Source organism: Methylocella sp. (assembly GCA_037200525.1).
Lineage (GTDB): Bacteria > Pseudomonadota > Alphaproteobacteria > Rhizobiales > Beijerinckiaceae > Methylocapsa.
In genome coordinates this window covers 2,445,694-2,472,177 of record JBBCGG010000001.1, presented here as the reverse complement: position 1 = coordinate 2,472,177, position 26,484 = coordinate 2,445,694, and the positions used below count along the sequence as shown (strand labels likewise).

Genomic DNA, 26,484 nt, shown 5'->3' with positions numbered 1-26,484 from the left:
GACGGCGACCGCGGGGAAAGCGGCGACGAAGTTGTCACCACGTCTCAGTATTGGGAATACGAGTCCGCCCTGAACGCTCCCGAGAAAGACGGGCGTCTGGGTCACACCGATCCGCTCTGCCTCGACCCGGGTAAGGCGAATAATCTCGCCGGCTACCTTGGGGAAAGCTGACTGTCTCTCCCGTGGCCTTGGTGAGCGCCTCGATCGCTGCGAAGGTGAGAAGCCCGTGCCCGGTTCCCGGTTGTTCCCAGGCGGCCTCGGTTGTGGAGCAGGCGGCTAGTAGGATCCTGCCTTCACCATATACTCCGGTTAGCGCGAACGCGTTCCGCGGTCGCGCTTCCACTTCAAGGACGCGTGCGGGAGCCTGTCCGCTGAAACAGCAGTCGAGAATGCACAATACGGCCCGAGCCTTCGTCTTCTTGAAGGCGTCGGCCAAGGCGGCCATGGGAAGTGCGGTGCCTGCCAAGTCGCCGGCATCTGTATCAAACAGCACCAAACTGCCGTCTGGCGAGCCATGACCGGCGAAGCCCACGATGACCACGTCGTCCTCTCGCGCGGCATCGAGCGTGCCGAGGACCGCTGCGGATACCTCCGCATGCGTTGCGCGCTCATCGACAAGTAGGCGCGCTGCAAGGCCGTCGATCGTATCAGTGAACAGAGCCCAGAGGGCTGTAGCATCGCGTCGCGCACTACCGAGTTCCGGAATCGCCGGATCGCGGTGTTTGTTGATGCCTACAAAGACTGCGCTCGTCGCCATATCATCCCCTAGCCGGTCAGAGCGAGCAAACGTTCGACCAGATCGCTCGACTCGCGTTGCCGCAGCACGCGCGCCTCGCGCATATCGGGTTCTTCGCCTTGCTCGAAGAGGGCGACCGCAACCGGTCCATCCTTGCGGTAGCCCTCAACCTTCTCATCCGAACAGAATCTGCGTCGGAGGATCGCGAGCGTGTCACCCAGTACCGCGCCATGTTTTCCGGCTAGGGCTTCACGGAACGCCGCCGCAGCGGCGTCAAAGCCCTCGGGGGGCATGCTCAATGCAATAGATTAGGTCATGCGCATCCTTGCGCTCGAACCTCTGGTCAAACGCGAACGCCTTCAGGCAGGTGAAGCTGACAAGATTGGCGTGCCTGACAAGTTCAGTCGCGACACCGGCCCCTCCGAGGAGCTCGGCTTGGATCTCGGCCGTCTGATACAGGTCGAAAACGATCGACGAATGCGGTATGTTCAGGGCCGAGATCTTACCGTCCGTCGGCAAGGGCTGCACCTTGCCGCCGGCGATCTCTGGGGCGTCAGCAAGCAATTCGAGAATCATCAAGGCGCCATGCTCCGTCCGAGTCTGCCACCGCCACGAGAGCTTTTGGCCCTTGTCATTGGTCGCTCGCTCGAACCCGAGCTTCCGCAGGTTGTCCTCGAGCGTGTGATAGGCGTCGGTGTCGGCAAGAAGCTGAAGGTCGATGACGATGTCGACGTCCTGGGTGCCCGCATGCGGCGGAACTTCTGGCGGTCGCGCTCTGACGAGATATCTCGGTGTCAGCCCGCCCACCAGAAAGACCGAATTCTTCCACGGGCCGAGACCACGGAGGAGCGTCAGTAGCACCCGTTCACAGTCGAGTGTGTAGGCGTCGGCATATCCATCGAGAGTAGCGGGCTTGGCCATCAGAACCCGATCCTCTCGCGGCGCAGGTGCTCGGCCATCTCCTTTGCGCGACCTTCGCTGCGCACGAGGTCGAGATAGACCTGGACGGGACTGGCAAGCCACACCCCGTCGACCTTTTCGCGAAACAGCAGTTCGCCCGAAGACTTTATTTCGATGACCGCGAGGTTTGCGCCCTCCGTGACGACCCGGGCGTCGAGCGCGCCAAGCGCCTCTTCCACCGGTCGCCCTGGCATCAGGCGGCAACGGACCTGCGAGACACTGGAGAGAAATGGCGCGTAGCGTTGCGCTGCTGCTTCATGCGTAATCGCGTAAGCCGCTTGGTGCTGCTCGAACACACGATCCAGCCGCTCCGGTAAGTCCGTGGGCTTGATTGCCGGTACGTAATAGCGGCGGAGCGCAGGTGAGCGACCTAGTCCGAGCTGCTTCGACCATGCGTCGAGCAAGGCGCCCGGTTCTCGCAGAAGGCGCTCTTTGCTCGGCCCCTGGCCCCGAATCTCCAGCCAATCAAACCGCTCAAGCTCGGTCATGACCTGCGATACCGTCGCGGGCGAGGCTTGCGATTGCTCAGCGAGCTCTTTGACGCTCACCCATGTGCGGGGACGAACAAGGAGCGCATGGAGCACCTGTGTTCGGCGGCCGGAGAACAATGACCGCAACACCTTCGCTACCGGCTTCGGCGGTGGTTTTTCGATGTAGACGTAGGCGCCGCGCGCAGGAATAAATAGACTTCCTCCGCTGTCGAAATAACCCACCTGCTCTTCGCGGAGCAGTTCCTTCGCACCTGGGGAGATCGATTCCGCAACGATGAGAGGGAGCCGCTGCTCGTTGGCTCGTTCCGACGGCGCATGGTCCATGTATCGGCGCATCTGCCAGATGATCTCCCGCACATCTCTGGGATAGACGGCGCGCTTCGCTTCAATCAGAAGGCTCACGGACTCGCCCCCGATCTGCAGATCGATGCGGGCGTCGTAGCCGCGATCACGGCCGGTCGGCTGTTCCCACAGACCGAGTTCAGCGTGAGCTTGTGGCAGCCCGCGAAGGGTCTCCAGAACGCTTTCTACCAAGGCTCGCTCAGAGTGCATGGATGTGATCGTAGCTTTCTTCACTGCGCAGTAAATATGCCTCTTATGGCGAATCTTCTCCGATATGGCAATATTTACTGCGCAGTGAACATGGATGCCATCCTCTCTGATAACAGTCGCCTTCACTCTTTCGGCCCATCCATCGAACAAATAGAGAACATGACTCGTCACTGTGCCGAGGAGGACACTTTACGCCGTGTGGCCCCGTCCGCCCTTGAGTCGCTGCGCTTCCAGGTCCGGCAGATCGAAGGCCGGCACCGGCGCACAACAACGGTGTTGCCCTTCGGTCTCGCCGCGGTGGACTCACGACTTCCAGGCGGTGGGCTCCCCCGCGGTGCATTGCATGAGGTCGCCGGCGGGGGAAACGGCGCGATCGACGGCGCGGCCGCTGCGCTATTCGCCGCCGGGATCGCCGCCCGCACGCAAGGCAAAGTTCTCTGGTGCATTACGCGGCCAGACCTTTTCGCGCCGGCGCTCTCTCAAGCCGGCCTGAAATCCGATCGCGTCATCTATCTCGAAGGCGGCGACGACAAGACCGTCCTCGCTTGCTTTGAAGAGGGACTTCGGCACGGCGGCCTGGGCACCGTGGTGGCCGAAGTCGCCCGCCTGCCGATGACCGCTTCGCGGCGGCTTCAGCTCGCTGCCGAAGGATCGGGGACCCTCGGCATCGCGCTCCGGCGCTGGTGCCGACAGACCGAAGCATCTGATTTCGGGCAACCGACGGCCGCGACGTCGCGCTGGCGCGTCTCGGCGCTGCCGTCCACACCACTCCCCGTCCCAGGGGTCGGCCGGCCGCGCTGGCTGATCGAGCTGATCCGTTGCCGCGCCGGTCAGAGCGCCGATTTTGAATTGGAGGCGTGCGATGACACGAGTCATCTCCGTCTTCCTGCCGACCTTGTCCACGGACCGGGTCAGGCGGAAGACGGGCGACGCAGCGCCTCCGCCTGAGGCGCCGCTCATCCTGGTCGGACGGGACGGGAGACGGCGGGTGGTGCTGGCGGCGGACGCTGTCGCCCAGGCCGCCGGCCTGCGCGTCGGCATGCCCGCCACCAAGGCTCAGGCGCTGGTGCAGGGACTGATGATCCAGGACGCCGATCCCGCCGCCGACGCCGAGGCGCTGGAGCGGCTGGCGCTGTGGATGCTGCAGCGATATGCCCCGATCGTCGCGGCCGATGCGCCTGACGGGCTGGTTATGGATTCCACTGGCGCCAACCAGCCCTTCGCGTCGATCGACGACCTTTGGCGCCGCGCCGGCGACGGCGGCCGACTCGTCCGAGATGACGGTAGCCGCTAGTTGTTTGGTCCCGAATGAGGTGACGCGGGTTGATTTTGAAGATTGAAGGATCGGTTGTCCAGGCGTGAACCATCGCCTCGAACGGCGTTTTCCACCGCAAGGCCTTGAGATGCTTGGCGAAGTTGTAGGCTGCGACGAAGGCGAGGACATGCGCTTTGAGGCTCTCGCTATTGGGGTAATGGAATGGCCTGCCCCCATGGGGTGATCCAGTTTGAATGTTAGTGCATTGTCGGCCCTGGCGCTATTGCTGGCGTGGCGGGCGAAGCTGGTCCGGATTGCGAAGCCGGCCATTGCAGGGTCTCCGGGACTGGCGGCTTGTAGCCCAGCGATGAGTGCGGGCGCACGGTGTTGTAGTGGCGTCGCCATCGCTCAATGACGACCTTCGCCTCCTTGAGAGTGTAGAAGATTTCACCATTCAAAAGCTCGTCGCGCAGCTTCGAGTTGAAGCTCTCGCAATAGCCGTTCTCCCAGGGACTGCCCGGCATGATGTAGGCGGTCTTCGCGCCGACGGCGGCAATCCAGTCACGCAACGCCTTGGCGATGAACTCCGGGCCGTTGTCGGAACGAATGTGGATCGGAACCCCTCGCAAGATGAAGAGGTCCGAGAGAACGTCGATGACGTCCGCTGCCTTCAGCTGCCGGTTAATCCTGATCGCGATGCATTCGCGGGTAAATTCGTCGATGATATTCAGCATGCGATATTTCCTGCCATCATGAGTGCGGTCCTCGACGAAGTCATAGGACCAGACGTGGTTGGGGCATTGCGGGCGCAGCCGGACGCACGAGCCGTCATTGAGCCAGAGACGCCCGCGCTTGGGTTGTCTGGCCGGAACTTTCAGCCCCTCGCGTCGCCAGATCCGCTCGACCCGTTTGACGTTGACCTTCCAGCCTCGCTCCCACAACATCGCCGTGATGCGGCGGTAGCCATAGCGGCCGTACTGGATGGCGAGCGCCGTGATGTCGGCGATCAATGCCGCTTCGTCATCGGGCTTGGTCGGAACCTTGCGCTGCGTGGAGCGATGCTGACCGAGAACCCGGCAAGCGAACCGCTCGGAAACGCCATGTTCGGCGATCACATGCTCCACGCAGGCGCGACGACGCGCGGAGCTCAGAAGTTTCCCGAGGCAGCCTCTTTCAGGATCAGCTTCTCAAGCGTCAAATCGGACACCGCTCGACGGAGCCGCGTATTCTCCGCCTCCAGCTCCTTCAGCCGCTTCACCTGATCGCCCTTCAGGCCGCCGTATTCCGACCGCCATCGATAGTATGTAACTTCCGTCACCCCTATCGAGCGGATCGCCTCCGCGACCGGTCGCCCTTGCGCGCTAAGCACTTCGACTTGCCGTAGCTTCGCGACGATCTCTTCCGCCTTGTGTCTTTTCCTCGGCATTGCGCAGTCCTCCATCAGGCTCATAAGCCCATACTTCACGGAGGATCACTTTTCAGGGGGCAGACCAGTTTTTATGAGTAACGCTGCACACCGCACTTTCGTCCTTGTCCACAGCGGTTTTCTGGGCGGCTTTGCCTGGCGAGACGTGCTCGTTCGCCTGCGGGCGCTCGGCCACACGGCGACCGCGCCGACCCTGACAGGCCTTGGCGAGCGGGGCATACCGGCAATGACACCGCTGATCTGGAGACCCATATCCAGGACGTTGTCGCGCACATCGAAATGGAGGGTTTGCGAGACATCACTTTGGTTGGCTGGAGCTACGGCGGCATGGTGGTCACCGGGGTTCTCGCGCGCATCCCCGAGCGCATCAAAGAGCTGATCTATCTCGACGCCTTCATGCCAGAGGACGGACGAGCGCTCGTCGATTATCTCACGCCAGATCAAAGGGCGTTCTTTGACACCTATAAGGACAAGAACCTGCCGTTGCCGCCATTTCCATTGTCAGTGTTCGGCGTGAACGATCCGGCGATTGAAGCGTACCTTGAACCGAGGTTCACCGCGCAACCCTGGCGCACCGTTTATCAACCGGTGACGGCCCTAAAGGTCCGCCCGGATATTCCAGTCTCTTACGTGGTCTGCACAGGGTATGGCGAGTCGCCCATGACCACCCGCCTTGCAGAGATGGAATCCGACCCAGCTATGCGAGTCATTACGATCGATACGAGCCATTATCCGATGCTGACGGCTTTCGAAGAGACGATGGCGGCTTTGGTCAATGAGTAAGCGATCGCAGCGGGATGTCGACAGCTGCGACTGTAGGCTGACCTCTCCGGGCAACTTGTCGCCGATATCCCCAACTACCTGGACTTGCCGCGCGGGATCGATTCGCGCCACCTTCAGCAGAACAGATTGGTTATCGTCGAGCCCGGCCTCGCGCGCTGCCTCTTTGGCATCATCAAAGAGCGAAGCGATTCTATCAGCCCGACCGACCGCTTTGCGCTCAACGCCAATCTCGCGAGCGGCCAGGCGAGTTCCGCCCTCGTTTCCGCGACCACCTTTAGAAACTGGCCCAAGTTGGGCCAGTTTACCAGTTTATCTGCGAGCCGCACCCACTCCGCTATATGTTCGGACCTCTCGAGCGTGGTCAGATCTGCCCGATGCAAATTCTCGGCTATCTCCCCCCGGAACCGATCCTTTATACGGCCTATCTCCGGCCTAAATCTAAGATTCGGAATACGAGCTCACGCTTTTCCGAATATTGTTTCGATATGCTGAAGAAGAAGCTCATGGTCCGTGGTACTTAGGGGAGCAAGCGTAAATATTCTTTCGTCCCCATCAATGATAGGGAACCGTCTTTCAAACGTAAATTGATTAACTGAAGGCTGGCCGCCATCCAAGGCCATAAACCGCACAGAAACAGGCGCCATTGTACTTCCGTTATCCCCTTGATACTTTTTAATAAAGTCCAAGACACCGCTCCACTTCGACAGCGCCTCAGAAATACGAAAATCCAATTGTGATACTATTGTGCTCGCGTATTTTCTGGGCCGGTCAGGCGGCGTACGAAATCCAAACTCGGATTCCAGACTGCTCATCACATCGTCGAAAATTTCGATGGCGGCTTCCGTCGTCGATGACGAAACAACGATTGCTGCCGGCTGAAAATCTATTTGTCCGATCGGCGAGGGGGGCGAGCGTCCTTCAAAGCTGCCAATCTGCAGGAATGGCGTTACGAAACCCGTAGCCTGGCTCGATGGAGATTGGCTAGCACTCGCAAACGAATACCGCTTCTGAAGGAATTCAAGAACGACCCCGTGCGCAGCGCCGGCTAAAGGACGTACCTCGTCCCAGGAAGCGGTCCATGTTACGCTTGCTTCGAGGTAGGAAAGCACTCTCATTAGGCGACCATTTGCGAAATCGTACCGGCGTTTTGCACCGAAGGCGCAGCCAGGGGCAGAGAGACTTGAGGACTGGCTAATTTCGGGATGTTCGTGCTATTCCGATGCCACTCTTCAACCATCATCCCACTATTCGCTCCACCCATTGAGTTCATGTAACCTTGAGCGGCTACATTAACGGGGAGGTAATTAATCCCGGTAGGCGTGAACGCCCGATATGGATTGTACCGATCGACGAACGTTATTTGCACATCCAGTTCAAGCGCGTTTGCAACATCGGAGATGGTTCGCGTCGTCCAATTTCCCGGCCCGCTCAGTAACTTACTAACGCCCGTTTTATCGCGCCCGGTCCGGTCGCCAAAATCGACGCGACTGAGACCCTGCGAGGCTTTTCGAAATTGAACCGCCAAATAGAGCGCACCAAAAATTTGGCGCGCGAGGGTTAACCCCAAAAACTCGCGTTCGTTTTCATCAAATTTTGAGGTCTTAAGAGAATGGGTCATCTCGATCCTGCACGGGTCCGGTTAGATAATCTGTCCAGTGATTTCCCCTCAACGGCGCACGACCGTGAAGGGTTGAATTCCACTTCGATATAAAAGCTTGAGCTGCGGAGTTGTACTTTTTCCACGTATTAATTTCGCCTCGACGGTGAATGGAAAGGCCCACAAACGTGTTCGGTTTGCTGAACCTGCCTATCACGCGCCATTGATTTAGTTGGACTCGACGGAAACATAAGACCCAAACCTCATCGACGGCTCGAAGCCTTTTTAGATCTGCCTCGTGATCACCGCATAGGCAAACCGACACATATTCACCGAGCAAAAACGAATCGATAAGACTGTGAGCGTGCGCGTCTGGGAAGTCAGCAGTGGCCGCTGCGGAGCCACCAGCAAGCAGATCAAAGATATCATCTGTTACATGCAAGTCTCTTCGCACAACGCGGGACGCCCTGCGCGGGTGGACCGGCCGGAGGCGTTGCATAGGCACTATAGTAGGTGTTGAACTCAAATTCAACTAGGGGTGATCCAGCGAATCAGCCTCGCTGTTCAGTGCTACAAAACGGCCACGGCTAAGTCAAAAATGTCCCTATGACATTGGCCGAAAAGCTCTGCGTGACAGTCTGCTGTCCCGCGGGCCGAATGATCGCGGCCAGATAAAAAATTTGGGTTAGCGTGATTTTGAGGCGTAAGGCGCGCGGCTGAGGGTCGAGCTCACGGTCGACGACCCATTTTTGGGGGGTGGGGTGCCTCCTAGGCCGTGGTGACGAATTCGGCGTTTGGGGGATTCTCGCGAGGATCTTTCCATGATTCAAGGCTGATTTTTGGAGATCAGCCTTGATGATTCGGGATGTCGATGCGCTGCGAGACGATCAATGGGAGCGGCTTTGTGATCTTGTGCCAGGCGGAAGAGCCGGCCAGCGCGGGCCGCGCTGCGACAATCGACGCTTCGTCGACGCGCTGTTATGGATGGCCCGCTCGGGCGGCCGCTGGCGCGATCTGCCCGAACGCTTCGGCGACCATCAGGCGGTGAAACGCCGCTACTATCGCTGGATCGAGCGCGGCGCCTTGGACGGATTTCTTGAGGCATTCACCGCCGAGGCCGATCTCGAATGGCTGATGATCGACTCAACAATCGTGCGCGCCCATCAGCACGCGGCCGGCGCAAGGATCGCCAAAGGAGGGCGGATGCCCAAGGCCTGGGCCGCTCTCGCGGTGGTTTGAGCACCAAAATCCACGCCGCGACAGACGCACTCGGCAACCCCGTTCGGCTCCTTCTCGGACCTGGGCAGCGCAACGACATCACAAAAGCGCACGCCCTGATCGAAGGCTTTGCGGCCGATGCGATCATCGCCGATAAAGGTTATGACGCCAATCACTTGCGCAAGGCTGTTCTTATGCGTGAGGCTGAGCCGGTGATCCCATCAAAATCCAATCGCCGCGCGCCGCTCCCCTACGACAAGGCGCTCTACAAGGAGCGCAATCTCGTCGAGCGTTTCTTCAATAAACTGAAGCAGTTCCGGCGCGTCGCAACCCGATACGACAAGCTCCTCGCAAACTACCGAGGCTTCGTATTGCTCGCCGCTATTGCTATCATGCTCAGGTAATTCGTCACTACTGCCTAGAACGTTCTGTGGTTTGCCGGAGCGACGTGTGCTTACCGGAGAGGCGGCGAAACCCCTGATCGACGAACTTCGGTGGCAAACTGCCAATAGACGCTGCAGACGCGAATGGCCGCTTTGGTGCCCCGCTCGCCCAAAGCGGACCGCCCGCTTCCGGCCAAAACCGGCCCCTACACTAGAATTTTGCGGATGTTCGCTGGCGACGCATCCTGCTCGTTCAATGGACGAAGCAAAGGACCGCCGCCCCATCGTAGAAACTCTACCAGTTCCATCACCGCGCACCGCGACAGCTTGATTCTATGCCCCCTGCGGACGGCGCAGATCCAAGGTCAGCGGAAAATCGGCGTTGCGCTCTTCGGCGGGCGTCGCGATGGGGCCGGGCGTGTGGCCAAAATCCTGGAAACGCGCGAGGCGGCGCGCCTCGGCCTCATAGGAATTGACCGGAAACGTCTCATAATTGCGCCCACCGGGGTGGGCGACATGATAGACGCAGCCGCCGAGCGAGCGCCCGTTCCATGCGTCGATGAGATCGAAGGTCAAAGGCGCATGGACCGGCGTCGTCGGATGCAGACCCACGGCGGCTTGCCACGCTTTGAAGCGCACGCCGGCGACCGCCTCGCCCAAAACTCCGGTCGCCGTCAGCGGCATCCGGCGGCCGTTGCAAGCAATGACATGGCGCCCCTCGACGAAGCCCGTCGCTTTCACCTCCAAACGCTCGATGGAGGAATCGACGAAGCGCACGGTGCCGCCAATCGCGCCCGTCTCGCCCATCACGTGCCAGGGCTCCAGAGCCTGACGAAGTTCAATTTTCACGCCGCCATGCTCGATGGCGCCGCAGAAAGGAAACCGAAACTCGCGCTGCGCCTCAAACCAGACCGGATCGAACGCATAGCCGGCCCGAGCGAGATCGGCGAGGACGCCCAAAAAATCCTCCCAGATAAAATGGGGCAGCATGAATCGATCATGCAGGGCGGTGCCCCAACGCACCAGATTGCCTTGCTGCGGCTCGCGCCAAAACCAGGCGACGAGCGCGCGCAGCAGCAATTGCTGCGCAAGACTCATCCGGGCGTCCGGCGGCATTTCAAATGCACGGAATTCGAGCAGCCCCAGCCGCCCCGTCGGCCCATCCGGCGAGTATAGTTTGTCGATGCAGATTTCCGCGCGATGGGTGTTGCCGGTCACGTCGACCAGAAGATTGCGGAACAGCCGGTCGACCAGCCAAAGCGGGATCTTCTCGCCGCGGCTCGGGACGCTCGCCAAGGCGATTTCGAGTTCATAGAGCTGATCGTGACGGGCTTCGTCGATGCGCGGCGCCTGGCTCGTTGGGCCAATAAACAGCCCCGAGAACAGATAGGACAGCGACGGATGGCGCTGCCAGTAGAGCACCAGGCTTTTTAACAAGTCTGGCCGCCGCAGGAAGGGCGAATCGGGCGGCGTCGCGCCGCCGAGCACGACATGATTGCCGCCGCCGGTGCCGGTATGGCGCCCATCCAGCATGAATTTATCGGCCCCGAGGCGCACCTGACGCGCGTCCTCATAGAGGCCCTTGGTCGTATCGACGGCGGCGCGCCAGCTTGCGGCCGGCTGAATATTGACCTCGATAACGCCGGGATCGGGGGTCACTTTGATGACTTCGACGCGCGGATCGAACGGCGGCGGATATCCCTCGATATAGATTTTTGCGCCGGTCGCCTTGGCGCTGGCCTCGACCGCGGCGAGAAGTTCAAGATAGTCGTCCAGTTTTTCGACAGGAGGCATGAAGACGCAAATGACGCCGTCGCGCGGCTCGACTGAAAGCGCCGTGCGGACGGCGCCCTCGATCGCCTCCTGCTCGATGCGCTCCTGCCGCGCCGTCGCCGGTTCGGCCGAGCGCTCGAAATGTTCGACCCGCTGCGCCAGTTCGCGCGCATCGGGCAACGGCCCGCGCTCCTCAAGCGGATCCTGCGGGTGCGTGTAAGGATAGGCCGAGGGCGGAACCCACGGCAGCGACGACAGGGGCAGCCGATATCCAACCGGAGAATCGCCCGGCACGAGGAAAAGCTTGCCGCGTCGAAGGGTCCATTTCTCGCTCTTCCAGCGCATGTGGGGCTGCGCGCTGGCGACGGCGTTCCAGCGCTGCACCGGAAGCACAAAGCCCGAGGCTTTGGTCAGGCCCCGCGCGAAGGTGCGGACCATCCGGTTGCGCTCTTCGGCGTCCTCGATCTTGGGATCGAGCGGATCGGCGTTGTCCGGCAAATTGCCTTCCTTGAGGATCCAGGTCGCCGGATCCTCAAAGGCGGGCAGAACGCAATCGGCCTCGACCCCGAGGCGTTCGGCTATCCCGATGGTGAGATTTTCCGCTTGCTTTCGTTGCGCGGCGGCCAAGGCGATGTCCGCGCTCGCCGCCTTTTGCGACCCAGCCGCGGGCGTCTTGCCCACCTCGCCGATGAGGTCGGGATTGGTCCAGATCGGCTGGCCGTCCTTCCGCCAATAAAGCGAGAAGCCCCAACGCGGCAGAGTTTCTCCCGGATACCATTTGCCCTGGCCATAATGCAGCATGCCGCCCGGCGCCACCCGATCGCGCACGCGCCGGATCAAGGCGTCGGCGAAAGCGCGTTTGGTCGGGCCGACGGCGGCGGTGTTCCATTCTTCGGACTCAAAGTCATCGACCGAGACGAAGGTCGGCTCGCCGCCCATGGTCAGGCGCACGTCCTGGGCGACGAGATCGGCGTCAACTTGTTCGCCAAGCGCGTTGAGCTTTTCCCATGCCGCGTCGGAAAATGGCAGCGTGATCCTTGGCGCCTCGGCGACGCGCGTCACTTTCATGTCAAAATGGAAATCGACATTGGCCGGCTCGACAACGCCGGAAATCGGGGCGGCGGAGGAAAAGTGCGGCGTGGCGGAAACCGGAATATGTCCTTCGGCGCAGAACATGCCCGATGTTGCGTCCATGCCGATCCAGCCCGCGCCCGGCAGATAGACTTCAGCCCAGGCATGCAAGTCGGTAAAATCAACTTGCGTTCCTTTTGGCCCCTCGACGGGTTCGATATCGGCGCGCAATTGGATGAGATAGCCGGAGACGAAGCGCGCCGCGAGGCCGAGGCTGCGGAGCATCTGAACAAGGGTCCAGGCGGAATCGCGGCACGAGCCGGAGCCTAGTTCAAGCGTTTCCTCTGGCGTCTGAACGCCGGGCTCCATTCGGATCACGTAGCGGATTGACTTCTGCAGCCGCGCATTGAGATCGACGAGAAACGTGACGACGTGGACTGGATCCTTCGGCAGCGCCGCAATATAGGCGGCGAGCCGCGGCCCGAGCGGATCGAGCTGAAGATAAGGCGAAAGCTCCGCCCGAAGATCAGGCTCATAAGCGAAAGGAAATTGTTCAGCGTAAGGTTCGATGAAGAAATCGAATGGGTTGATGACCGCGAGATCGGCGGTCAAATCAACCTCGACTTTGAACTCAGTCACCTTCTCGGGAAAAACAAACCGCGCCTGCCAATTGCCGTGCGGATCCTGCTGCCAATTCACGAAATGATCCGGCGGCGTAACCTTGAGGCTATAGTTGAGGATTTTGGTCCTGCAATGCGGCGCTGGGCGGAGGCGTATGATCTGCGGTCCAAGCGCGACTGGCCGATCATATTTGTAGTGCGTTACGTGATGGATTGCCGCGGATATGGACAAAGATGCTGATCCGATTGCTACGGTCCGGCCCGTCTTCCGCAGAGCGCCTGCAAGACTTCAAGCCGCCAACAGGCCCGCGCGAAGAATAGCAATCATTCGCTGCGGGCGATAGCTTCGGTTATCGAGCAGGCGCCTCACTTTTAATCACAATCGCGGAGTCGCCCAAGCGCCGCTCTATTTCTCCGGCAAGTTCAGCCGGATGTGCAATTCGCGCAACTGCTTCAAGGAGACGTCGGAGGGCGCGTCGAGCAGCAGATCTTCGCCGCGCTGGTTCATCGGAAACGCCACGATCTCGCGCAAATTTTCTTCAGCCGCCAGCAACATGACGATGCGATCAATGCCGGGCGCTATTCCGCCATGCGGCGGCGCGCCAAATTGGAACGCTCGATACATTCCGCCGAATTTCTGCTCCAGCACCTGCTCATCATATCCAGCAAGCGCGAAGGCCTTGCGCATGATGTCGGGACGATGATTGCGGATCGCGCCAGAGGATAATTCGTAGCCGTTGCAGACAATGTCATATTGGAAGGCGTTTATGCCGAGAATGGTCTTTTTGTCTGATGGGTCGAGCGCGAGGAACGCGTCATGATCGAAATTGGGCATTGAAAAGGGGTTATGCGAAAAATCGATCCGCTTTTCGTCCTCGTTCCATTCGTACATCGGGAAATCGACGATCCAGCAAAATTCGAAAACGCCTGTATTCGACAGCTTCAACTCCGCGCCGATGCGCAAACGAGCGGCTCCGGCGAGTTTTGCGGCCTTTTCCTCCTGATCGCACGCGAAGAACACGGCGTCGCCAGCTTTGAGGCCCGCCTTCGCCGCGATGCTTCGCTGCACATCCGCGGGCAAAAATTTGGCGATCGGGCCTTTGCCGACAAGCGCGTCGGCCTCGCCCTCAAAAATCACATAGCCGAGCCCCGCGGCGCCCTCGCCTTTCGCCCAATCATTGAGCTTGTCGAAGAAAGAGCGCGGCTGCGCGGCTGCGCCGGTCGCTGGGATGGCGCGCACGACGCCACCTGCTTTGATGACGTTTTTGAAAGCGTTAAAGCTTACATCGTCGCGCGAAAATTCTTCTGTAACATCCGAGATTATCAGGGGATTGCGCAGATCCGGCTTGTCCGAACCATATTTCAGCATCGCCTCGGCATAGGGAATTCTCGCGAATTTCTGCGTCACCGCAAAGCCTTCGCTGAATTCCTCGAATATGCCGCGCAGAACCGGCTCAACTGTAACGAAAACATCCTCTTGCGTGACGAAGCTCATCTCGATATCGAGCTGGTAGAATTCAAGGCTTCGATCGGCGCGCAGATCCTCGTCGCGGAAACAGGGCGCGATCTGGAAATAGCGATCGAAACCCGCCACCATGAGCAGCTGTTTGAATTGCTGCGGCGCCTGCGGCAAAGCGTAGAATTTTCCAGGGTGGAGACGTGAGGGCACCAGGAAATCGCGCGCGCCTTCCGGGCTCGACGCGGTAAGGATCGGCGTCTGAAACTCGAAAAAGCCTTGCGTTTTCATGCGCGCGCGCAGCGAGTCGATGACTTTTCCGCGCAACATAATGTTCTGATGCAGCTTGTCCCGCCGAAGATCGAGGAAACGATAGCGCAACCGCATGTCTTCGGGATAATTCTGGTCGCCGAAGACGGGAACCGGCAATTCGGCGGCGGGTCCAAGAACCTCGATTTCCGTCACATAGACTTCGATCAGGCCGGTCGGCATTTCTGCGTTTTCGGTGCCGGCGGGACGGTGGCGCACGACGCCGTCGACGCGAATCACCCATTCGGAGCGCAATTTCTCGGCGAGCGCGAAAGCATTGGAATCGGGGTCGACCACGCATTGGGTGACGCCGTAGTGGTCGCGCAGATCAATGAACAGCACGCCGCCATGATCGCGAACGCGATGACACCAGCCAGACAGTCGGATCGTTTCGTTGGCCAGCGCCTCGCGCAGGTCGCCGCAAGTATGGGAACGGTAGCGGTGCATCATCTCATCACGTGAAAGAGGTCAAAGCCATGGGCGATGAAGCCTTGCGGCCTTCGCGGAGCGCGGAGAACCGCATGGGCCGGGGATTATGTCAAGGCGCGCCTCTGCGAAGGCCGCGAGGTCTGCCGCAACCTCCCGCAGGGCGCGAGGCGAAGGCCGAACGAACCGCGTTTGTGCCTATAGGCGCCTGCGCGGCTTTGCTTTATTGAGCGAATATGAGCCTTATTTCGACAACGCAATCCCTAGCGGAGGTCTGCCGACGCCTCGCGACGCACCCCTTCGTAACGGTCGACACCGAATTTTTGCGGGAAACGACCTTCTGGCCGTGGCTCTGCGTCGTCCAGCTCGCCTCGCCCGAGGAAGCAATCGCCATCGACGCCATGGCGGAAGGGCTCGATTTGACGCCTTTTTTCGAGCTGATGGCTGATCCCAAGCTCACAAAAGTGTTTCACGCCGCCAGACAAGATATTGAAATCATTTGGAATCTGGCTAAGATTATCCCTGCCCCGCTGTTCGACACGCAAGTCGCCGCCATGGTCTGCGGGTTCGGCGATCAAATCTCCTATGGCGATCTCGTTCAGACCATCGCCAAGGTTACTCTGGATAAATCGTCGCGGTTTACGGATTGGTCGCGGCGCCCGCTGCTGCCGGCGCAGGTCGATTACGCCATCGCCGACGTCACCTATCTGCGCGACATCTACGTGTTCCTGGGCCAGAAGCTGGAGGAGACAGGCAGGCTTCCCTGGCTCAGCGATGAGATGGCGCTGCTGACTTCGGCGTCAACTTACGAGCAGCATCCAGATAATGCCTGGGAGCGCTTCCGAAACCGGGTGCGGAAGCCGCGCGATCTCGGCGTGCTGATGGAGGTGGCCGCATGGCGCGAAGCCGAGGCGCAGGCGCGCGATGTGCCGCGTTCGCGGGTGCTCAAGGATGATGTTCTTATCGAGCTGGTGCTTGCCGCGCCCCGAACGGCGGACGCCCTGGGCAATTTGCGCGCTTTTCCGCGCGGCATGGAGCGCTCGCGCGGGGGCGTCGATATTCTTGCGGCGATCGAGCGAGGCCTTGCTCGCGACCCCAAAACCCTGCCGAAGCTGGATCGCGAACGGCGTTCCGGCGGCAATGGCGCAACGGTCGAATTGTTGAAAGTGCTGCTGCGCCATGTCAGCGAGAGTCACGGCGTCGCAACCAAAATGATTGCGACGGTCGAGGATCTCGAAGCCATCGCCGCGGAGGACGACGCCAAGGTCGCGGCTTTAAGCGGTTGGCGACGCGAATTATTCGGCGCAAAGGCGCTGGAATTGAAATATGGCCGTCTGGCGCTGACCGTCGAACAGGGCCGGGTTGTCACCCTCGAATGGCAAGAGGCCGAGCCGCGCGAGAAAGCCGCGGAATAATTGCCTCCCGGTCCGGGCTTATGCGCTCACCCGGCGATCGAGACGACTGGCTCGCGCCCGATGAGCCGCGCCAGCTGCTTCAGACGGTTGTATAGCCTGTCGCTGACAAGATCGGCGAGATCGGCCGGGAGCGTCAAGACTACCTTGTTGGCGACGCAGGCAACCGGCGCGCGCGGCAAAACATCGGGCATGGCGGCGGAGACGAGATAAGCAAGGCGGGCCGACGCGGCCAGAATGCGCGCCCTGTCGAGCATTCGCGAAGACACCAGCGTGCGGAGTTGCGGACTGACGTCTTCGTCAAGGCCAAGATAGCGATAGGAAATGGTCAATGCGAGAAATGACCGGCCGGGGTGATCAACGCCGGTCAAGGCCATGTTCTCGACGAGGTTGAGCCCCTCCTCGGCGCGATAGTCCGGATGAGCGCGCCAGTTCACATCCGCCAGCAGGCAAGCGGCGTGACGCAACCGCCTTTCCTCAGACGTTTCCTCCAGATGCGAGGATTTCATGAAACGGTCGGTCCAGGCGCGGAGATCATCGGCATGACGCGGCGCGCGCGCAAGCAGGGAATTGGCTTCGGCCGCCGCGACGATGAGCGGATCCTGCCGCCGCTGCTCTAAATCGAGCTTTTCATAAAGCAGCCCTTCCCGCACGCCGGCCGTGGAAATCATGATCTCTTTCGGCTGCGCGCGGCGAATGATCTCCTCCAGCACGACCGCGCCATAGGGAAGCAGCGGCCGGCGGCCCGAACTCACTGACTCGATCGACATCAGGGTGTCGGTATTGACCCGCTCGACAAGACCGGCGAAATCGGCGGCGTCCCGCGCCGGTATGATGTAGCCATGCATCACGGTCAGCGGGTAATTGCGTTGGCTCATGTGCAGCTTGGCGAGCGCCCGCCAGGTGCCGCCAACCGCATAGAAGGTGCGCCCGGCGAGCCGTTCGACAATGCGCGAATCGGCGAGGGCCTCGCGCACGATTTTCATGGCGGCGCGGGTCGAGTTGTTTGAAGCGTCCATCAGGGTGAGGCCGCCGAGCGGCAAGGTCGCGCCTTTGCTAAGCTGGGAGCCTTTGACGTCGATGAGTTCGAGGGAGCCGCCGCCGAGGTCGCCGACGACGCCGTCGGGCTTGTTGATTCCCGAGATGACGCCAAGCGCCGACAGCTCCGCCTCGCGATCTCCTGACAATAGGTCGATCGGCGCGCCTATCGCTTGCGTCGCCGCCTCAAGGAATTCAGGGCCGTTCGAGGCGTCGCGCGCCGCAGCGGTCGCCAGAACATGCAACTCCCCAACTTTAAGCAGGTCGTTCATCACCCTGAATCGACGCAGCGCCGCGAGCGCCTTCTCCATGCCGCCCTTCGGCAGCCGGCCCGTCGTAGCAACGCCATTGCCGAGCGCGCAGAGAGATTTTTCATTGAAGATCTGCCGCGGCGAACGGCTAAGACTCTCATAGGCGACAAGACGAACCGAGTTCGAGCCAATGTCGATGATTGCGACCGGCTGCTTTATCGGATCGTCCGGCGCAACGCCTGAATGGTCTTCGGGCATGGGCGGTTCAGCGGCTCTCCAGCCGCTTGAAGAGGGTTTTGGGACTTGACGTTTTGAGAGATTTGCCACGACCGGACAGACTCGGGTTCGTCATGAAGTAGGAATGGGCGTTGAACGGTTCTTCGTTCGGCGGCGCATGTATGCGCGCGCTGGAGCCATCCGGCAAGACCCTATAGCTTTGCTGATTGTCGATCAGATTGGCGACCATGATTTGATCGAGGATCTGCTCATGCACGGTCGGATTGAGGATCGGCGCCATGACCTCGACGCGCCGGTCGAGATTGCGCTGCATCAGATCGGCGGAAGAAATATAGACATGCGCCTTCGGATGCGGCAGGTCGTGACCGCCTCCGAAGCAATAGACCCGCGCATGCTCGAGGAAGCGGCCGATGATCGATTTGGCCCGGATGTTTTCGGAAAGCCCCTGCACTCCCGGCCGCAGGCAGCAGATTCCGCGGACGACGAGATCGATTTTGACGCCGGCGCGGCTCGCCTCGTAAAAAGCGTCGATGATTTCAGGGTCGACGAGAGAATTGCATTTCGCCCAGATTGCGCCCGGCTTGCCGGCCTTCACGAAGGCGATTTCCTCCGCGATGTGCTGGAGCAGACGCGCTTTCAGCGAAATCGGCGAAACCGCCATGAGTTCGAGGCGGGCCGGCTCCGCGTAGCCGGTGATGTAGTTGAAGATACGCGAGATATCCCTGCCAATCGCGGGATCGGCGGTGAAGAACGAGATGTCGGTGTAGATCTTCGCCGTGACGGGGTGATAATTACCTGTGCCGACATGACAGTAGGTCGTCAGTCCGCCGCTCTCGCGTCGAACGACCATGGACAATTTGGCGTGCGTCTTCAATTCGATGAAGCCGAAAACAACCTGCACGCCGGCGCGCTCGAGATCGCGCGCCCAGCGGATATTGGCCGCTTCGTCAAAACGCGCCTTGAGCTCCACTAGCGCCGTGACCGACTTACCCGCTTCCGCCGCCTCAATGAGGGCGCGCACGATCGGACTGTCCGAGGAGGTGCGATAGAGCGTCTGCTTGATGGCGACGACATTGGGATCAGCGGCGGCCTGGTTGAGAAACTGAACCACGACGTCGAAGGATTCATAGGGGTGGTGAACGACGAGGTCTTTCTGCTTGATGGTGGCGAAACAATCGCCGCCATTATCGCGCAGACGCTCTGGAAATCGCGGATTATAGGGTTTGAACTTGAGCTCGGGCCGATCGAGGCCGACGAGTTCGGACAGTTCATTCAGGGCCAGCATTCCATCGAGGATAAAGACTTCCTCCGGCACGACGTCGAGTTCCTCGGCGACGAAAGTGCGCAACTCTTCCGGCATGATGCTGTCGAATTCAAGCCTGATGACCGAGCCGAGACGGCGGCGTTTCAGAGCGCTTTCGAACAAAAGCACGAGATCCTCGGCCTCCTCCTCGACTTCGAGATCGCTGTCGCGAATGACCCGGAAGAGCCCCAGTCCACGCACGTGATAGCCGGGAAACAGGCTTTGCGTGAATAAGCCGATCGCGCTTTCGAGCGCCACGAAGCGTTGATTTTTGTCGATGGGACCGTCCGGCAGGCGAATGAAGCGCTGGATCTTGGCCGGCAGGCGAATGAGAGCTTTGGAGTTTTTGCTGTCTGTTGGTCCAATCAACTCCAGCGCGATGGTAAAGCCGAAATTCGGGATGAACGGGAAAGGATGCGCGGGGTCAATGGCCAGCGGCGTCAACACTGGAAAGATATGCGATAGAAAATGCTGCTCGAGCCAGGCCTTTTCAGCCTCGCTCAGTTCGGACGGGTCGACCAGTTTTATTCCTGCGTCGTCGAGTTCTACGCGGAGCTCACGCCAGCGGCGCTGCTGCTCCACCGTCAGAAGAGTGACGCGCTCGCGGATGCGAGCAAGCTGCTCGGGCGGCGTCAGTCCATCCTCCGAGAGGATCGCAACGCCGGCGCGCAACTGACCGCGCAAGCCAGCGACGCGGACCATGAAAAATTCATCGAGATTGGTGGCCGAGATCGAGAGGAAGCGCAATTGCTCGAGCAGCGGATGATTGCGATTGGAGGCTTCCTGCAAGACCCGCCGATTGAATTCGAGCCACGACAGTTCGCGATTGATGAAGCGGTGCGGCGATTGCGAGAGGTCGGCGGCCGTTTCTGGGAAGACGCCGGATTCGTCCGCGAGCGAAGCCGCGCCAGCGGAGGACGCCTCGAGGGCGATCTTCTCGGCGCGCAAAGCCGATCCGGCGTTGAGAACGGGCTGAGCGATCTTCTCCGAGGAAGCTGGTTCTTTGGAAGCTGGCTCTTTGCGGTCGGCTGCGACGCCCGCGTTCTGCTTTGCAACGCGTTGCGACTCGGTCGCACGTTTGACTTCGACAGGATTGGGGCGATCCGCCTGCGAGCTCAATATAGCCTCCTCGTTCAAATATGACTGGAATTTCGCCATTCTTCATGACGCCAGCGTGACCGCGCTTCATCTATTAACGGATCGCGAGCAAGCTGCTCGCGATAGCTCAAATCAAACGCCGCTTCCGCATTTTAAAAGTTGCACCGGATTGGACCGCCTGCCAAGTCAGGACAAAATAGGCGACGATCAAGACGCAATTGACGGCGATCCAAGCCATATTGAAAAAAGACCGGATTGCGAGAGCGACGACGATTTGTGCGACGGCTCCAAACAGCCAAAGCACGCCGCCCCAGGGCGTCGCAAGCCAGAGGCCGACCGCCGCGACGAGATCGATGATTGCGAAAAAAATCACTGCCGCGCCCCATATCGGCGTCACGTTCTCAAGCAAAGCCTGCCGCGGCAGCAAAATCGCGCCCCATTGGGTCAATCCCTGAAAGACCCAGAGCAGCGCCAGCAAACGCATGAAAAGCACGAGGATCAGGCCCCAAGAGACGCCTTCGCCAAGTTCGCGACCGCCGTCGCCAAGCCGGATTGCGGCGCCGGAATCGGCGCGCTCCGTTTTTCTGTCGAGGCCTTTCAAAAATTTCATCGGTTAACGGCCAGCCCGGGAAACTCCAGCTCCTCCCCTTCAGAACGATACAGAAGGGGCGCGAAATAAGCGTCAATGTCAGCCGGTTTGACTGCATTGATTTCCGCCGGACTCCATTGCGGGCGGAAATCCTTGTCGATGAGGGTCGCGCGGACCCCCTCATAAAAATCGGCGCTCTTGACGAGGCGCGCAGCTATGCGGAATTCGGCGCGCAGGGCCTCATCGAGGTCGAGCTTACCGTCAATCTGCATTTGTCGGAGCGCGATGGCAAGACTCGTCGGCGATTTCGAACGGATCGTGGCGTAGGCCGCGCGAGCGAACTCCGATCCGCCGCAGACGGCTCCATCAATCGCCTCGAGGATCGCTGGAACCGTTCCCCCGGCGAAACAGCCATCGATAAAATGCCTTTGTCCGGTCAGCGATGAAGGCGGCGGCGGCGCGCTTTCCGCCGCAATCGCGGCTGCTGGATCCTCGCCGTCGATCAGTCTCTGAGTGAGCGTCGCATGCCGGGATGACGGGACGTAGGCGCTGGCGAGCCCCAGCGCGATCGCATCGCCGCAATCTATGCGCTCGCCCGTCAGTGCGAGGTAGACGCCCGCCTTGCCAGGCAGACGCGGCAGAAAAAAAGTCGCTCCAACGTCGGGGAAAAATCCGATTCGCACTTCCGGCATGGCGAAAGTGAACGTATCGCCCGCCACGCAATGCGCGCCATGCACAGATAGGCCCGCGCCGCCGCCCATGACGATTCCATCCGCCAGAGCGACATAGGGCTTGGGGTAGAACTTGATGCGGCGATTGAGAAGATATTCCTCCCGCAGGAAAGCAAGTTGTTCGGCGCCCTGCCCTGTCCTTCCCAGCTGGTATAAAATCCTGATGTCGGCCCCGGCGCAAAACGCGCGGCTTCCCGCGCCCCTGATGAGGACGCAGCGAACGGCGGGATCATTTTCCCAGGAGTCGAGCGCGCAGGCGATAGCCCGGACCATCGTCAGAGTGAGCGCATTGAGCGCTTCAGGACGATCGAGCGTAATGACGCCGCAATGGCCGGCTGTCTCTATTCTAATTTCCGGATTGGGCATCGTTCATCAAACTGGCGTTGCGTTGGCCGCCAGCGGCGGCGCCTCAAAGGAGGCCGCGCCGGAACAAAATTGAAACTGGTTCCGAACCGTAAGCCCGGCGATTCCGAACGAAGAAACGTAAGTATCTGAAAACTCTGGAGCGGGTGAAGGGAATCGAACCCTCGTATTCAGCTTGGAAGGCTGCTGCTCTACCATTGAGCTACACCCGCATCAGCGTCAGTTTCCTGAAGCTGCAAAGCGGCTCCAAGTTCGATGAATCCGCTATACGCTATCCTATCGCACGGTGTCAAAGCATCAGCCGCGGCCCAATGGCAGTCATTGAAGACCGGGAATCGGGATGGGCGGAACGATACCCGCCCCCGGCCCTCCATAGCCGGCGACAAGCGGCAGACAGGGCTTTGGCGGCGGTCCCTCGATGGCCAAGGTCTGCGCCTTCAATCGTTCCGCGAGGCTCAGCTTTGAAGCGACCGCATCGCGGACAGGCGTCCAGTGCGCCCGCTCGGGGCCAGCGCCTGCAACTGCAAGATCCAACCATGTGTAAGCCAGGACATAATCCTGCGGAACGCCTTGGCCGATGTCATACATCAGCCCGAGTTCGTACTGCGCGTTGGGATTACCCTGTCCGCCGGCGCAGCGATACCACTGGGCCGCCACAACGTAATTTTGCGGCACGCCCTCGCCATGGGCGTACATGAAGCCGAGATAGGCCTGAGCCCTGGGGTCGCCCTGAGCGGCGAGATCGAGAAATATACGCGCCGCTCGGAAATAGTCATGAGCGGCGGCGGCGGCGCTCGCCTCCGCCAACCGATCCGCCGCAACGCTCTGGAAAGCGCCTGAGACGCACAGCAAGGTCGCGACCGCGACTCGCGCTCCCCCCCGCGACGCCCGCCGCCGCAGCGTCGCGACTGCTTGTTTCAGAATGGAACTTTTGATGGCCATAGCGCCCTCAGAATTGCAAAACGCGTACGTCGAGCAGCCAGCATAGCCAAATCGCCGGCGCAAAAAACAGCCCAAACGGCAATCTGACAGTGAGGCGAAGCGAACGCCGGTGGACAAGTTGGCGGACCCCATAGACCGCCAGAGCGGAAAGCGCCGCGAGTTCGATCGCCACCGGAATTAAAGTCCAATCAAGCCACGCGCCCGCCACAACGGCGAGTTTGACGTCGCCGAGCCCGATTCCCTGGCGACCGCGCAGCCGGCGGTAAATTTCGCGCAGCGCAAGGAATGCAAGTCCAAGAACGACGCCGCGCAGCAAAGCCATGACGACGCCTGACATTTCCTGCGGGCTTCCCTCCGAGGCATTCGCCAAAGCCAGCAGGAGGGCGGCGAGGCTCAGCCCATTGGGGATGATGAAGCGATGCGCGTCAACGACGGCGATCGCCAGCATCAAAAGCGCCAATGCGGCGCCAAACCATCCCGCGCGGCCCGGAGCCGAGGCGAGGCTCGCGATCGCCATGGCGCAGCCGACCGCTGCAAGAAAACAATATTTGACGAGATCCTGGTCCGACCATGGCGCGAGGCGGCGAGCGCATGGCGTTGCGCGGCTTAGCCAATTCATTGGAGCGCCCGGGGCGGATTTGGTTCGACGGCGCCCTGCGGATAGACCGACCCGACCTTATTGCCGCGCAACTTGGAGCGAAGCTCCTCGGCGACGAAAGAGGCGTCGACGCTATCGCGAATGATCTGCGGGCGGATGAAGATGATCAGCTCCGTGCGATTTATATTTTTCACCGCGCTATTGTTGAAGAAATTGCCAATGACCGGAATTTGGTCAACGACGGGAACCCCCGCGCGGTTCGAGTTGTGGTTATCCTGGATCAGTCCGCCGAGCAGCACGGTCTGACCGTTCGGGACCATGATCGTACTCTTGACCTTGCGATCGCTGAACGTCGGGCCGAGGGCGGAAATGGTCCCCTCCTCGCTGATCTCCTGTTCGATTGAGAGAAGGACATTCCCGTTGGCGTTGATGCGCGGCTGGATATGCAGAAGGATGCCCGTATCTTTGTAGTCGATCGTGTTGACGACGGCGTTATTGGCGGACAGCACAGTCGCGGAACCGGTCTGGATCGGAATCTGATCGCCGACTTCAAGAGACGCAACCCCGTTGTCGATGACGACGAGAGAGGGATTGGAGAGAATCTTGGTGTCTGTGTATTGGTGCAAGGCGTTCAGGACGACATTCGGCGTAAATTGCGAGCCAAGCAGCAGGTTGAAGCCGGCCCCCGGCTGCAAAGGCAGCGTGCCGGGAGGAGCTATATTGCCGACGCCCATGGTCGCGATTTGAGATGTCTGGGCGGTGCCGGTAGCTGCATTGGTGCCGGAGGACGCGAGGGTATGCCCTAAGAAGAACTGGACGCCATAAGTGAGCGCGTCCGTGAGCGTGACTTCGGCGACGGTGACGTCGACCGCGACCTGCAACTGGGGGCGGTCGAGCTGGTCCAGAGCCTTCTCGATGATGTGGTAACTCTCCTGATTGGCGTAGATCACGACCGCGTTATTGGGGATGTCGGCCATGATGCGGACTCCCGGCAATAGATTCGGTCCTTTGCTTGCCCCTCCGCCAGAAGGACTAAAGCCGTCGCCGCCGCCAGGGCCGCCGCCCGATCCTGATCCTGCCCCACCCGCGGAGCCGCCGCCGAGGCCGCCAAATGGCGATTGGCTTCCGCCGCTAGATCCAAAGCCGCCGCTTGAAGATCCTGAACCGAGCCCACCCGACGAACCAGCTCCAAGGCCGCCTGAAGATCCGCTTGAACCGAGCCCGCCTCCGGATCCCATTCCGCCTCCCGAACTCGATCCAAGTCCGCCCGAGGCTCCGCCAGAGCCGGAAGCCGGCGCGCCGCCCGTTAGCCGGTCCACCGTCGTCAATCCGCCGCCCGGGGCAAGCTGATTGGAAGCCGAATCGAGGCCGCCGCCGCCGCTTCCGACAAACAAATCATTCAGCAGCTTGGCGATCTGGCGCGCATCGCCGTATCGGACGCGATAGACTTTTACTCCCGTGCTCGCCGTGGCGGAGCCGTCGAGACGGCTGATCCAGGTTCCGGTTATGCGCAGCAACTCCGGCTTCCGCGCCACTACCAGAATAGCGTTCGAGCGGGCCATGGGTTGCAGTTTGACGAGATTCTGACTGAGGCCGGATTCGCCGGAATCCAGGATTTTCTCAAGTTCGGCGATCACGGGTTCGGGCGTCGTGTTATGAACCGGGAAAATGCCGACCGATTGGCCGCGCATCCAATCTTCGTCGAAGCTGAGAATAGTATCGACGGCGGAGCGGCGCTCGACGCCGTTGCCGATGACGATGATGAGATTGTTGGACGGGTCGGCGCGGATTGCTCCGGGCCGCGTCGCAAAGCCCTCCAGCAGCTTCATGATCGTCTGCACAGAGACATGCTCCACCGGCACGACCGTCACGCCGTATCCGGCCTCCGTTTCATGACCGGATGACGCGCGGTCGACGCCGCCGTTGCCGACCGCGTCATCCAGCGGAAGAATGCGATAGCCGCCGGCGTCATGGGTTAGAACCGCATTGTTCGCACGGAGGGCGCTCTCAAGAACGAACAGCAAATTGGATCTCGGAACCGGCCGCCCTGATGACAGGGTAATTGAGCCTTGCACGCGAGCATCGATCGAATAGCCGACGCCGAGAATATCGCCGAGAATGACCTTGGCGACCGCGGTCACCGGAGCATTTTCGAAGTTCAGATCGACGCCCTCGCCGGGCGCCCCGCCGCCGCCCGCACCGCCGCCCGACTGCGGCGTCGCCGGAACCGCGCTTCCATAATAAACGGCGGCGCGCTGATCGTGCGCTGATCCGGTGTTGGCCGTTCTGGTCGCTTGCGGAAACCGCGGCTGCAGATCCTCGCCGCGGACTGTATCCAGCGCGTCGGGGGACTCATTGCCGCCGCCGATAACCGGCTGGTACTGCGAACAGGCAGACAGCGCGGCGACGACAAACGCAAACAGAGCGCTGGACATCGCGTGGCGACGCAGAGGGCGAACTCGAACGCTATTGAAGAAACTGAACACAAACGTACCTGAAGAAAAAGCGCTCTGATCACGCGGGCGAGAAAAGCAGATAGCAAATAACGACAACCAGCACTACAACCAAATTTCGCGCGATCATTAAATAGAGTTAATCTTGGGAGCTGGCTCTATGCTGCCCTCGAATGCTGACGACAGCGATTAGGCTTTGGCCGCGACGTCATCGAAAAAACGTCATAAACATGCGCTAAGTCCGCCGGTAGAGGCCCCTCTCAGGAGATAAAATGCACGTGAATTGCTGACGACGCCGCGCTGAGAATGTATAAATGTTCGCTGGCGTCGGCGGAGCCCTCCTCCGATTCATGTCTTTTCTGTAATCTTTCAATAGGCGATGTAACTTGACATATGTTGAAATCCGCCATTCT

At 60.5% G+C, this 26,484-nt stretch carries 22 protein-coding genes, 1 tRNA gene and 1 pseudogene; 6 read left to right on the top strand and 18 right to left on the bottom strand.

Annotation, left to right across the window (positions count from 1 at the left end; genetic code table 11):
• Positions 1-34: 34 nt before the first annotated feature.
• From WDN46_12100 to WDN46_12085, 4 genes are read right to left on the bottom strand one after another with little or no spacing between them, the layout of a single operon-like run.
• Positions 35-757 carry a caspase family protein gene (locus WDN46_12100; GenBank protein MEJ0094146.1) on the bottom strand — a complete coding sequence of 241 codons (723 nt, stop codon included), beginning with the start codon at positions 755-757 and terminating at the stop codon, positions 35-37.
• An 8-nt stretch (positions 758-765) separates the two neighbouring features.
• Positions 766-1,035 carry a hypothetical protein gene (locus WDN46_12095; protein MEJ0094145.1) on the bottom strand — a complete coding sequence of 90 codons (270 nt, stop codon included), beginning with the start codon at positions 1,033-1,035 and terminating at the stop codon, positions 766-768.
• Entirely contained in the window at positions 1,010-1,657 is a 648-nt protein-coding gene (locus WDN46_12090) for an antitoxin (protein ID MEJ0094144.1), read from the bottom strand. Before WDN46_12090 ends, WDN46_12095 begins: the two co-directional genes overlap by 26 nt.
• Entirely contained in the window at positions 1,657-2,889 is a 1,233-nt protein-coding gene (locus tag WDN46_12085; protein MEJ0094143.1) for a hypothetical protein, read from the bottom strand. The genes WDN46_12090 and WDN46_12085 overlap by 1 nt, the downstream gene beginning before the upstream one ends.
• Before the next feature lie 9 nt (positions 2,890-2,898).
• Here WDN46_12085 and WDN46_12080 point away from each other — a divergent pair, with 9 nt between their 5' ends.
• Positions 2,899-3,687 (top strand): ImuA family protein, encoded by a 789-nt coding sequence (locus tag WDN46_12080; GenBank protein ID MEJ0094142.1) that lies wholly within the window; start codon positions 2,899-2,901, stop codon positions 3,685-3,687.
• Positions 3,602-4,033 (top strand): hypothetical protein, encoded by a 432-nt coding sequence (locus WDN46_12075; protein ID MEJ0094141.1) that lies wholly within the window; start codon positions 3,602-3,604, stop codon positions 4,031-4,033. Before WDN46_12080 ends, WDN46_12075 begins: the two co-directional genes overlap by 86 nt.
• 13 nt (positions 4,034-4,046) lie before the next feature.
• On the opposite strand, the pseudogene WDN46_12070 reads toward WDN46_12075, so the two are convergent.
• Both WDN46_12070 and WDN46_12065 read right to left on the bottom strand, forming a co-directional pair.
• Positions 4,047-4,223, bottom strand: a pseudogene (locus WDN46_12070) (IS481 family transposase).
• 28 nt (positions 4,224-4,251) lie between these two features.
• Positions 4,252-5,420, bottom strand: a protein-coding gene (locus tag WDN46_12065; protein ID MEJ0094140.1) for an IS3 family transposase whose coding sequence is annotated in 2 segments (ribosomal slippage) — positions 4,252-5,156 and positions 5,156-5,420 — 1,170 coding nt in all. Because the reading frame shifts where the segments join, the coding sequence is not laid out codon by codon here.
• 135 nt (positions 5,421-5,555) lie between these two features.
• Here WDN46_12065 and WDN46_12060 point away from each other — a divergent pair.
• Positions 5,556-6,203 (top strand): alpha/beta hydrolase, encoded by a 648-nt coding sequence (locus tag WDN46_12060; protein MEJ0094139.1) that lies wholly within the window; start codon positions 5,556-5,558, stop codon positions 6,201-6,203.
• A gap of 458 nt (positions 6,204-6,661) precedes the next feature.
• Here the strand turns inward: WDN46_12060 and WDN46_12055 are convergent, their stop codons facing one another.
• Together WDN46_12055 and WDN46_12050 are read right to left on the bottom strand one after the other, a co-directional pair.
• On the bottom strand, positions 6,662-7,318 hold the full coding sequence (locus tag WDN46_12055) for a hypothetical protein (GenBank protein ID MEJ0094138.1): 657 nt from the start codon (positions 7,316-7,318) through the stop codon (positions 6,662-6,664).
• Positions 7,318-7,821 (bottom strand): helix-turn-helix transcriptional regulator, encoded by a 504-nt coding sequence (locus tag WDN46_12050; protein ID MEJ0094137.1) that lies wholly within the window; start codon positions 7,819-7,821, stop codon positions 7,318-7,320. Before WDN46_12050 ends, WDN46_12055 begins: the two co-directional genes overlap by 1 nt.
• Before the next feature lie 834 nt (positions 7,822-8,655).
• On the opposite strand from WDN46_12050, the gene WDN46_12045 reads away from it, so the two are divergent.
• Together WDN46_12045 and WDN46_12040 are read left to right on the top strand one after the other, a co-directional pair.
• Positions 8,656-9,039 (top strand): IS5 family transposase, encoded by a 384-nt coding sequence (locus WDN46_12045; protein ID MEJ0094136.1) that lies wholly within the window; start codon positions 8,656-8,658, stop codon positions 9,037-9,039.
• Positions 8,928-9,422 carry an IS5 family transposase gene (locus WDN46_12040; protein MEJ0094135.1) on the top strand — a complete coding sequence of 165 codons (495 nt, stop codon included), beginning with the start codon at positions 8,928-8,930 and terminating at the stop codon, positions 9,420-9,422. The genes WDN46_12045 and WDN46_12040 overlap by 112 nt, the downstream gene beginning before the upstream one ends.
• 312 nt (positions 9,423-9,734) lie before the next feature.
• Here the strand turns inward: WDN46_12040 and WDN46_12035 are convergent, their stop codons facing one another.
• Both WDN46_12035 and aspS read right to left on the bottom strand, forming a co-directional pair.
• Positions 9,735-13,097, bottom strand: a complete 3,363-nt coding sequence (locus tag WDN46_12035; GenBank protein ID MEJ0094134.1) for a transglutaminase family protein — start codon at positions 13,095-13,097, stop codon at positions 9,735-9,737.
• Between the two features lie 174 nt (positions 13,098-13,271).
• On the bottom strand, positions 13,272-15,077 hold the full coding sequence (gene aspS, locus WDN46_12030; GenBank protein ID MEJ0094133.1) for an aspartate--tRNA ligase: 1,806 nt from the start codon (positions 15,075-15,077) through the stop codon (positions 13,272-13,274).
• A 215-nt stretch (positions 15,078-15,292) separates the two neighbouring features.
• On the opposite strand from aspS, the gene rnd reads away from it, so the two are divergent.
• On the top strand, positions 15,293-16,471 hold the full coding sequence (gene rnd, locus WDN46_12025) for a ribonuclease D (GenBank protein ID MEJ0094132.1): 1,179 nt from the start codon (positions 15,293-15,295) through the stop codon (positions 16,469-16,471).
• Between the two features lie 26 nt (positions 16,472-16,497).
• Here the strand turns inward: rnd and ppx are convergent, their stop codons facing one another.
• The 8 genes from ppx to gspD all read right to left on the bottom strand — a co-directional run bounded on the left by ppx (position 16,498) and on the right by gspD (position 26,053).
• Positions 16,498-18,015, bottom strand: a complete 1,518-nt coding sequence (gene ppx / locus WDN46_12020; GenBank protein ID MEJ0094131.1) for an exopolyphosphatase — start codon at positions 18,013-18,015, stop codon at positions 16,498-16,500.
• A 7-nt stretch (positions 18,016-18,022) separates the two neighbouring features.
• Positions 18,023-20,278, bottom strand: a complete 2,256-nt coding sequence (locus WDN46_12015) for an RNA degradosome polyphosphate kinase (GenBank protein ID MEJ0094130.1) — start codon at positions 20,276-20,278, stop codon at positions 18,023-18,025.
• Between the two features lie 244 nt (positions 20,279-20,522).
• Positions 20,523-21,005, bottom strand: coding sequence for a hypothetical protein (locus WDN46_12010; GenBank protein MEJ0094129.1), 483 nt, complete (start codon positions 21,003-21,005; stop codon positions 20,523-20,525).
• Complete coding sequence (locus WDN46_12005; GenBank protein ID MEJ0094128.1) at positions 21,002-22,081, bottom strand: enoyl-CoA hydratase/isomerase family protein; 1,080 nt, start codon at positions 22,079-22,081, stop codon at positions 21,002-21,004. The genes WDN46_12010 and WDN46_12005 overlap by 4 nt, the downstream gene beginning before the upstream one ends.
• A 135-nt stretch (positions 22,082-22,216) precedes the next feature.
• Positions 22,217-22,290, bottom strand: a tRNA-Gly gene (locus WDN46_12000).
• 106 nt (positions 22,291-22,396) lie between these two features.
• The gene (locus WDN46_11995) at positions 22,397-23,020 is read right to left on the bottom strand and encodes a tetratricopeptide repeat protein (GenBank protein MEJ0094127.1); all 624 of its coding nucleotides are present in this window, start codon (positions 23,018-23,020) and stop codon (positions 22,397-22,399) included.
• Between the two features lie 7 nt (positions 23,021-23,027).
• Positions 23,028-23,639 carry an A24 family peptidase gene (locus WDN46_11990; protein MEJ0094126.1) on the bottom strand — a complete coding sequence of 204 codons (612 nt, stop codon included), beginning with the start codon at positions 23,637-23,639 and terminating at the stop codon, positions 23,028-23,030.
• Positions 23,636-26,053: a type II secretion system secretin GspD gene (gene gspD, locus WDN46_11985; protein MEJ0094125.1), complete on the bottom strand. Its 2,418-nt coding sequence runs from the start codon at positions 26,051-26,053 to the stop codon at positions 23,636-23,638. The genes WDN46_11990 and gspD overlap by 4 nt, the downstream gene beginning before the upstream one ends.
• Positions 26,054-26,484 lie beyond the last annotated feature (431 nt).

Coding starts and splice junctions, on each gene's coding strand:
- WDN46_12100 (MEJ0094146.1), bottom strand. CDS start 757: ATGGCGACGAGCGCAGTCTTTGTAGGCATCAACAAACACCGCGATCCG.
- WDN46_12090 (MEJ0094144.1), bottom strand. CDS start 1,657: ATGGCCAAGCCCGCTACTCTCGATGGATATGCCGACGCCTACACACTC.
- WDN46_12080 (MEJ0094142.1), top strand. CDS start 2,899: ATGACTCGTCACTGTGCCGAGGAGGACACTTTACGCCGTGTGGCCCCG.
- WDN46_12075 (MEJ0094141.1), top strand. CDS start 3,602: ATGACACGAGTCATCTCCGTCTTCCTGCCGACCTTGTCCACGGACCGG.
- WDN46_12055 (MEJ0094138.1), bottom strand. CDS start 7,318: ATGAGAGTGCTTTCCTACCTCGAAGCAAGCGTAACATGGACCGCTTCC.
- WDN46_12050 (MEJ0094137.1), bottom strand. CDS start 7,821: ATGACCCATTCTCTTAAGACCTCAAAATTTGATGAAAACGAACGCGAG.
- WDN46_12045 (MEJ0094136.1), top strand. CDS start 8,656: ATGATTCGGGATGTCGATGCGCTGCGAGACGATCAATGGGAGCGGCTT.
- WDN46_12040 (MEJ0094135.1), top strand. CDS start 8,928: ATGGCTGATGATCGACTCAACAATCGTGCGCGCCCATCAGCACGCGGC.
- aspS (MEJ0094133.1), bottom strand. CDS start 15,077: ATGCACCGCTACCGTTCCCATACTTGCGGCGACCTGCGCGAGGCGCTG.
- rnd (MEJ0094132.1), top strand. CDS start 15,293: ATGAGCCTTATTTCGACAACGCAATCCCTAGCGGAGGTCTGCCGACGC.
- ppx (MEJ0094131.1), bottom strand. CDS start 18,015: ATGCCCGAAGACCATTCAGGCGTTGCGCCGGACGATCCGATAAAGCAG.
- WDN46_12010 (MEJ0094129.1), bottom strand. CDS start 21,005: ATGAAATTTTTGAAAGGCCTCGACAGAAAAACGGAGCGCGCCGATTCC.
- WDN46_12005 (MEJ0094128.1), bottom strand. CDS start 22,081: ATGCCCAATCCGGAAATTAGAATAGAGACAGCCGGCCATTGCGGCGTC.
- WDN46_11995 (MEJ0094127.1), bottom strand. CDS start 23,020: ATGGCCATCAAAAGTTCCATTCTGAAACAAGCAGTCGCGACGCTGCGG.
- WDN46_11990 (MEJ0094126.1), bottom strand. CDS start 23,639: ATGAATTGGCTAAGCCGCGCAACGCCATGCGCTCGCCGCCTCGCGCCA.
- gspD (MEJ0094125.1), bottom strand. CDS start 26,053: ATGTCCAGCGCTCTGTTTGCGTTTGTCGTCGCCGCGCTGTCTGCCTGT.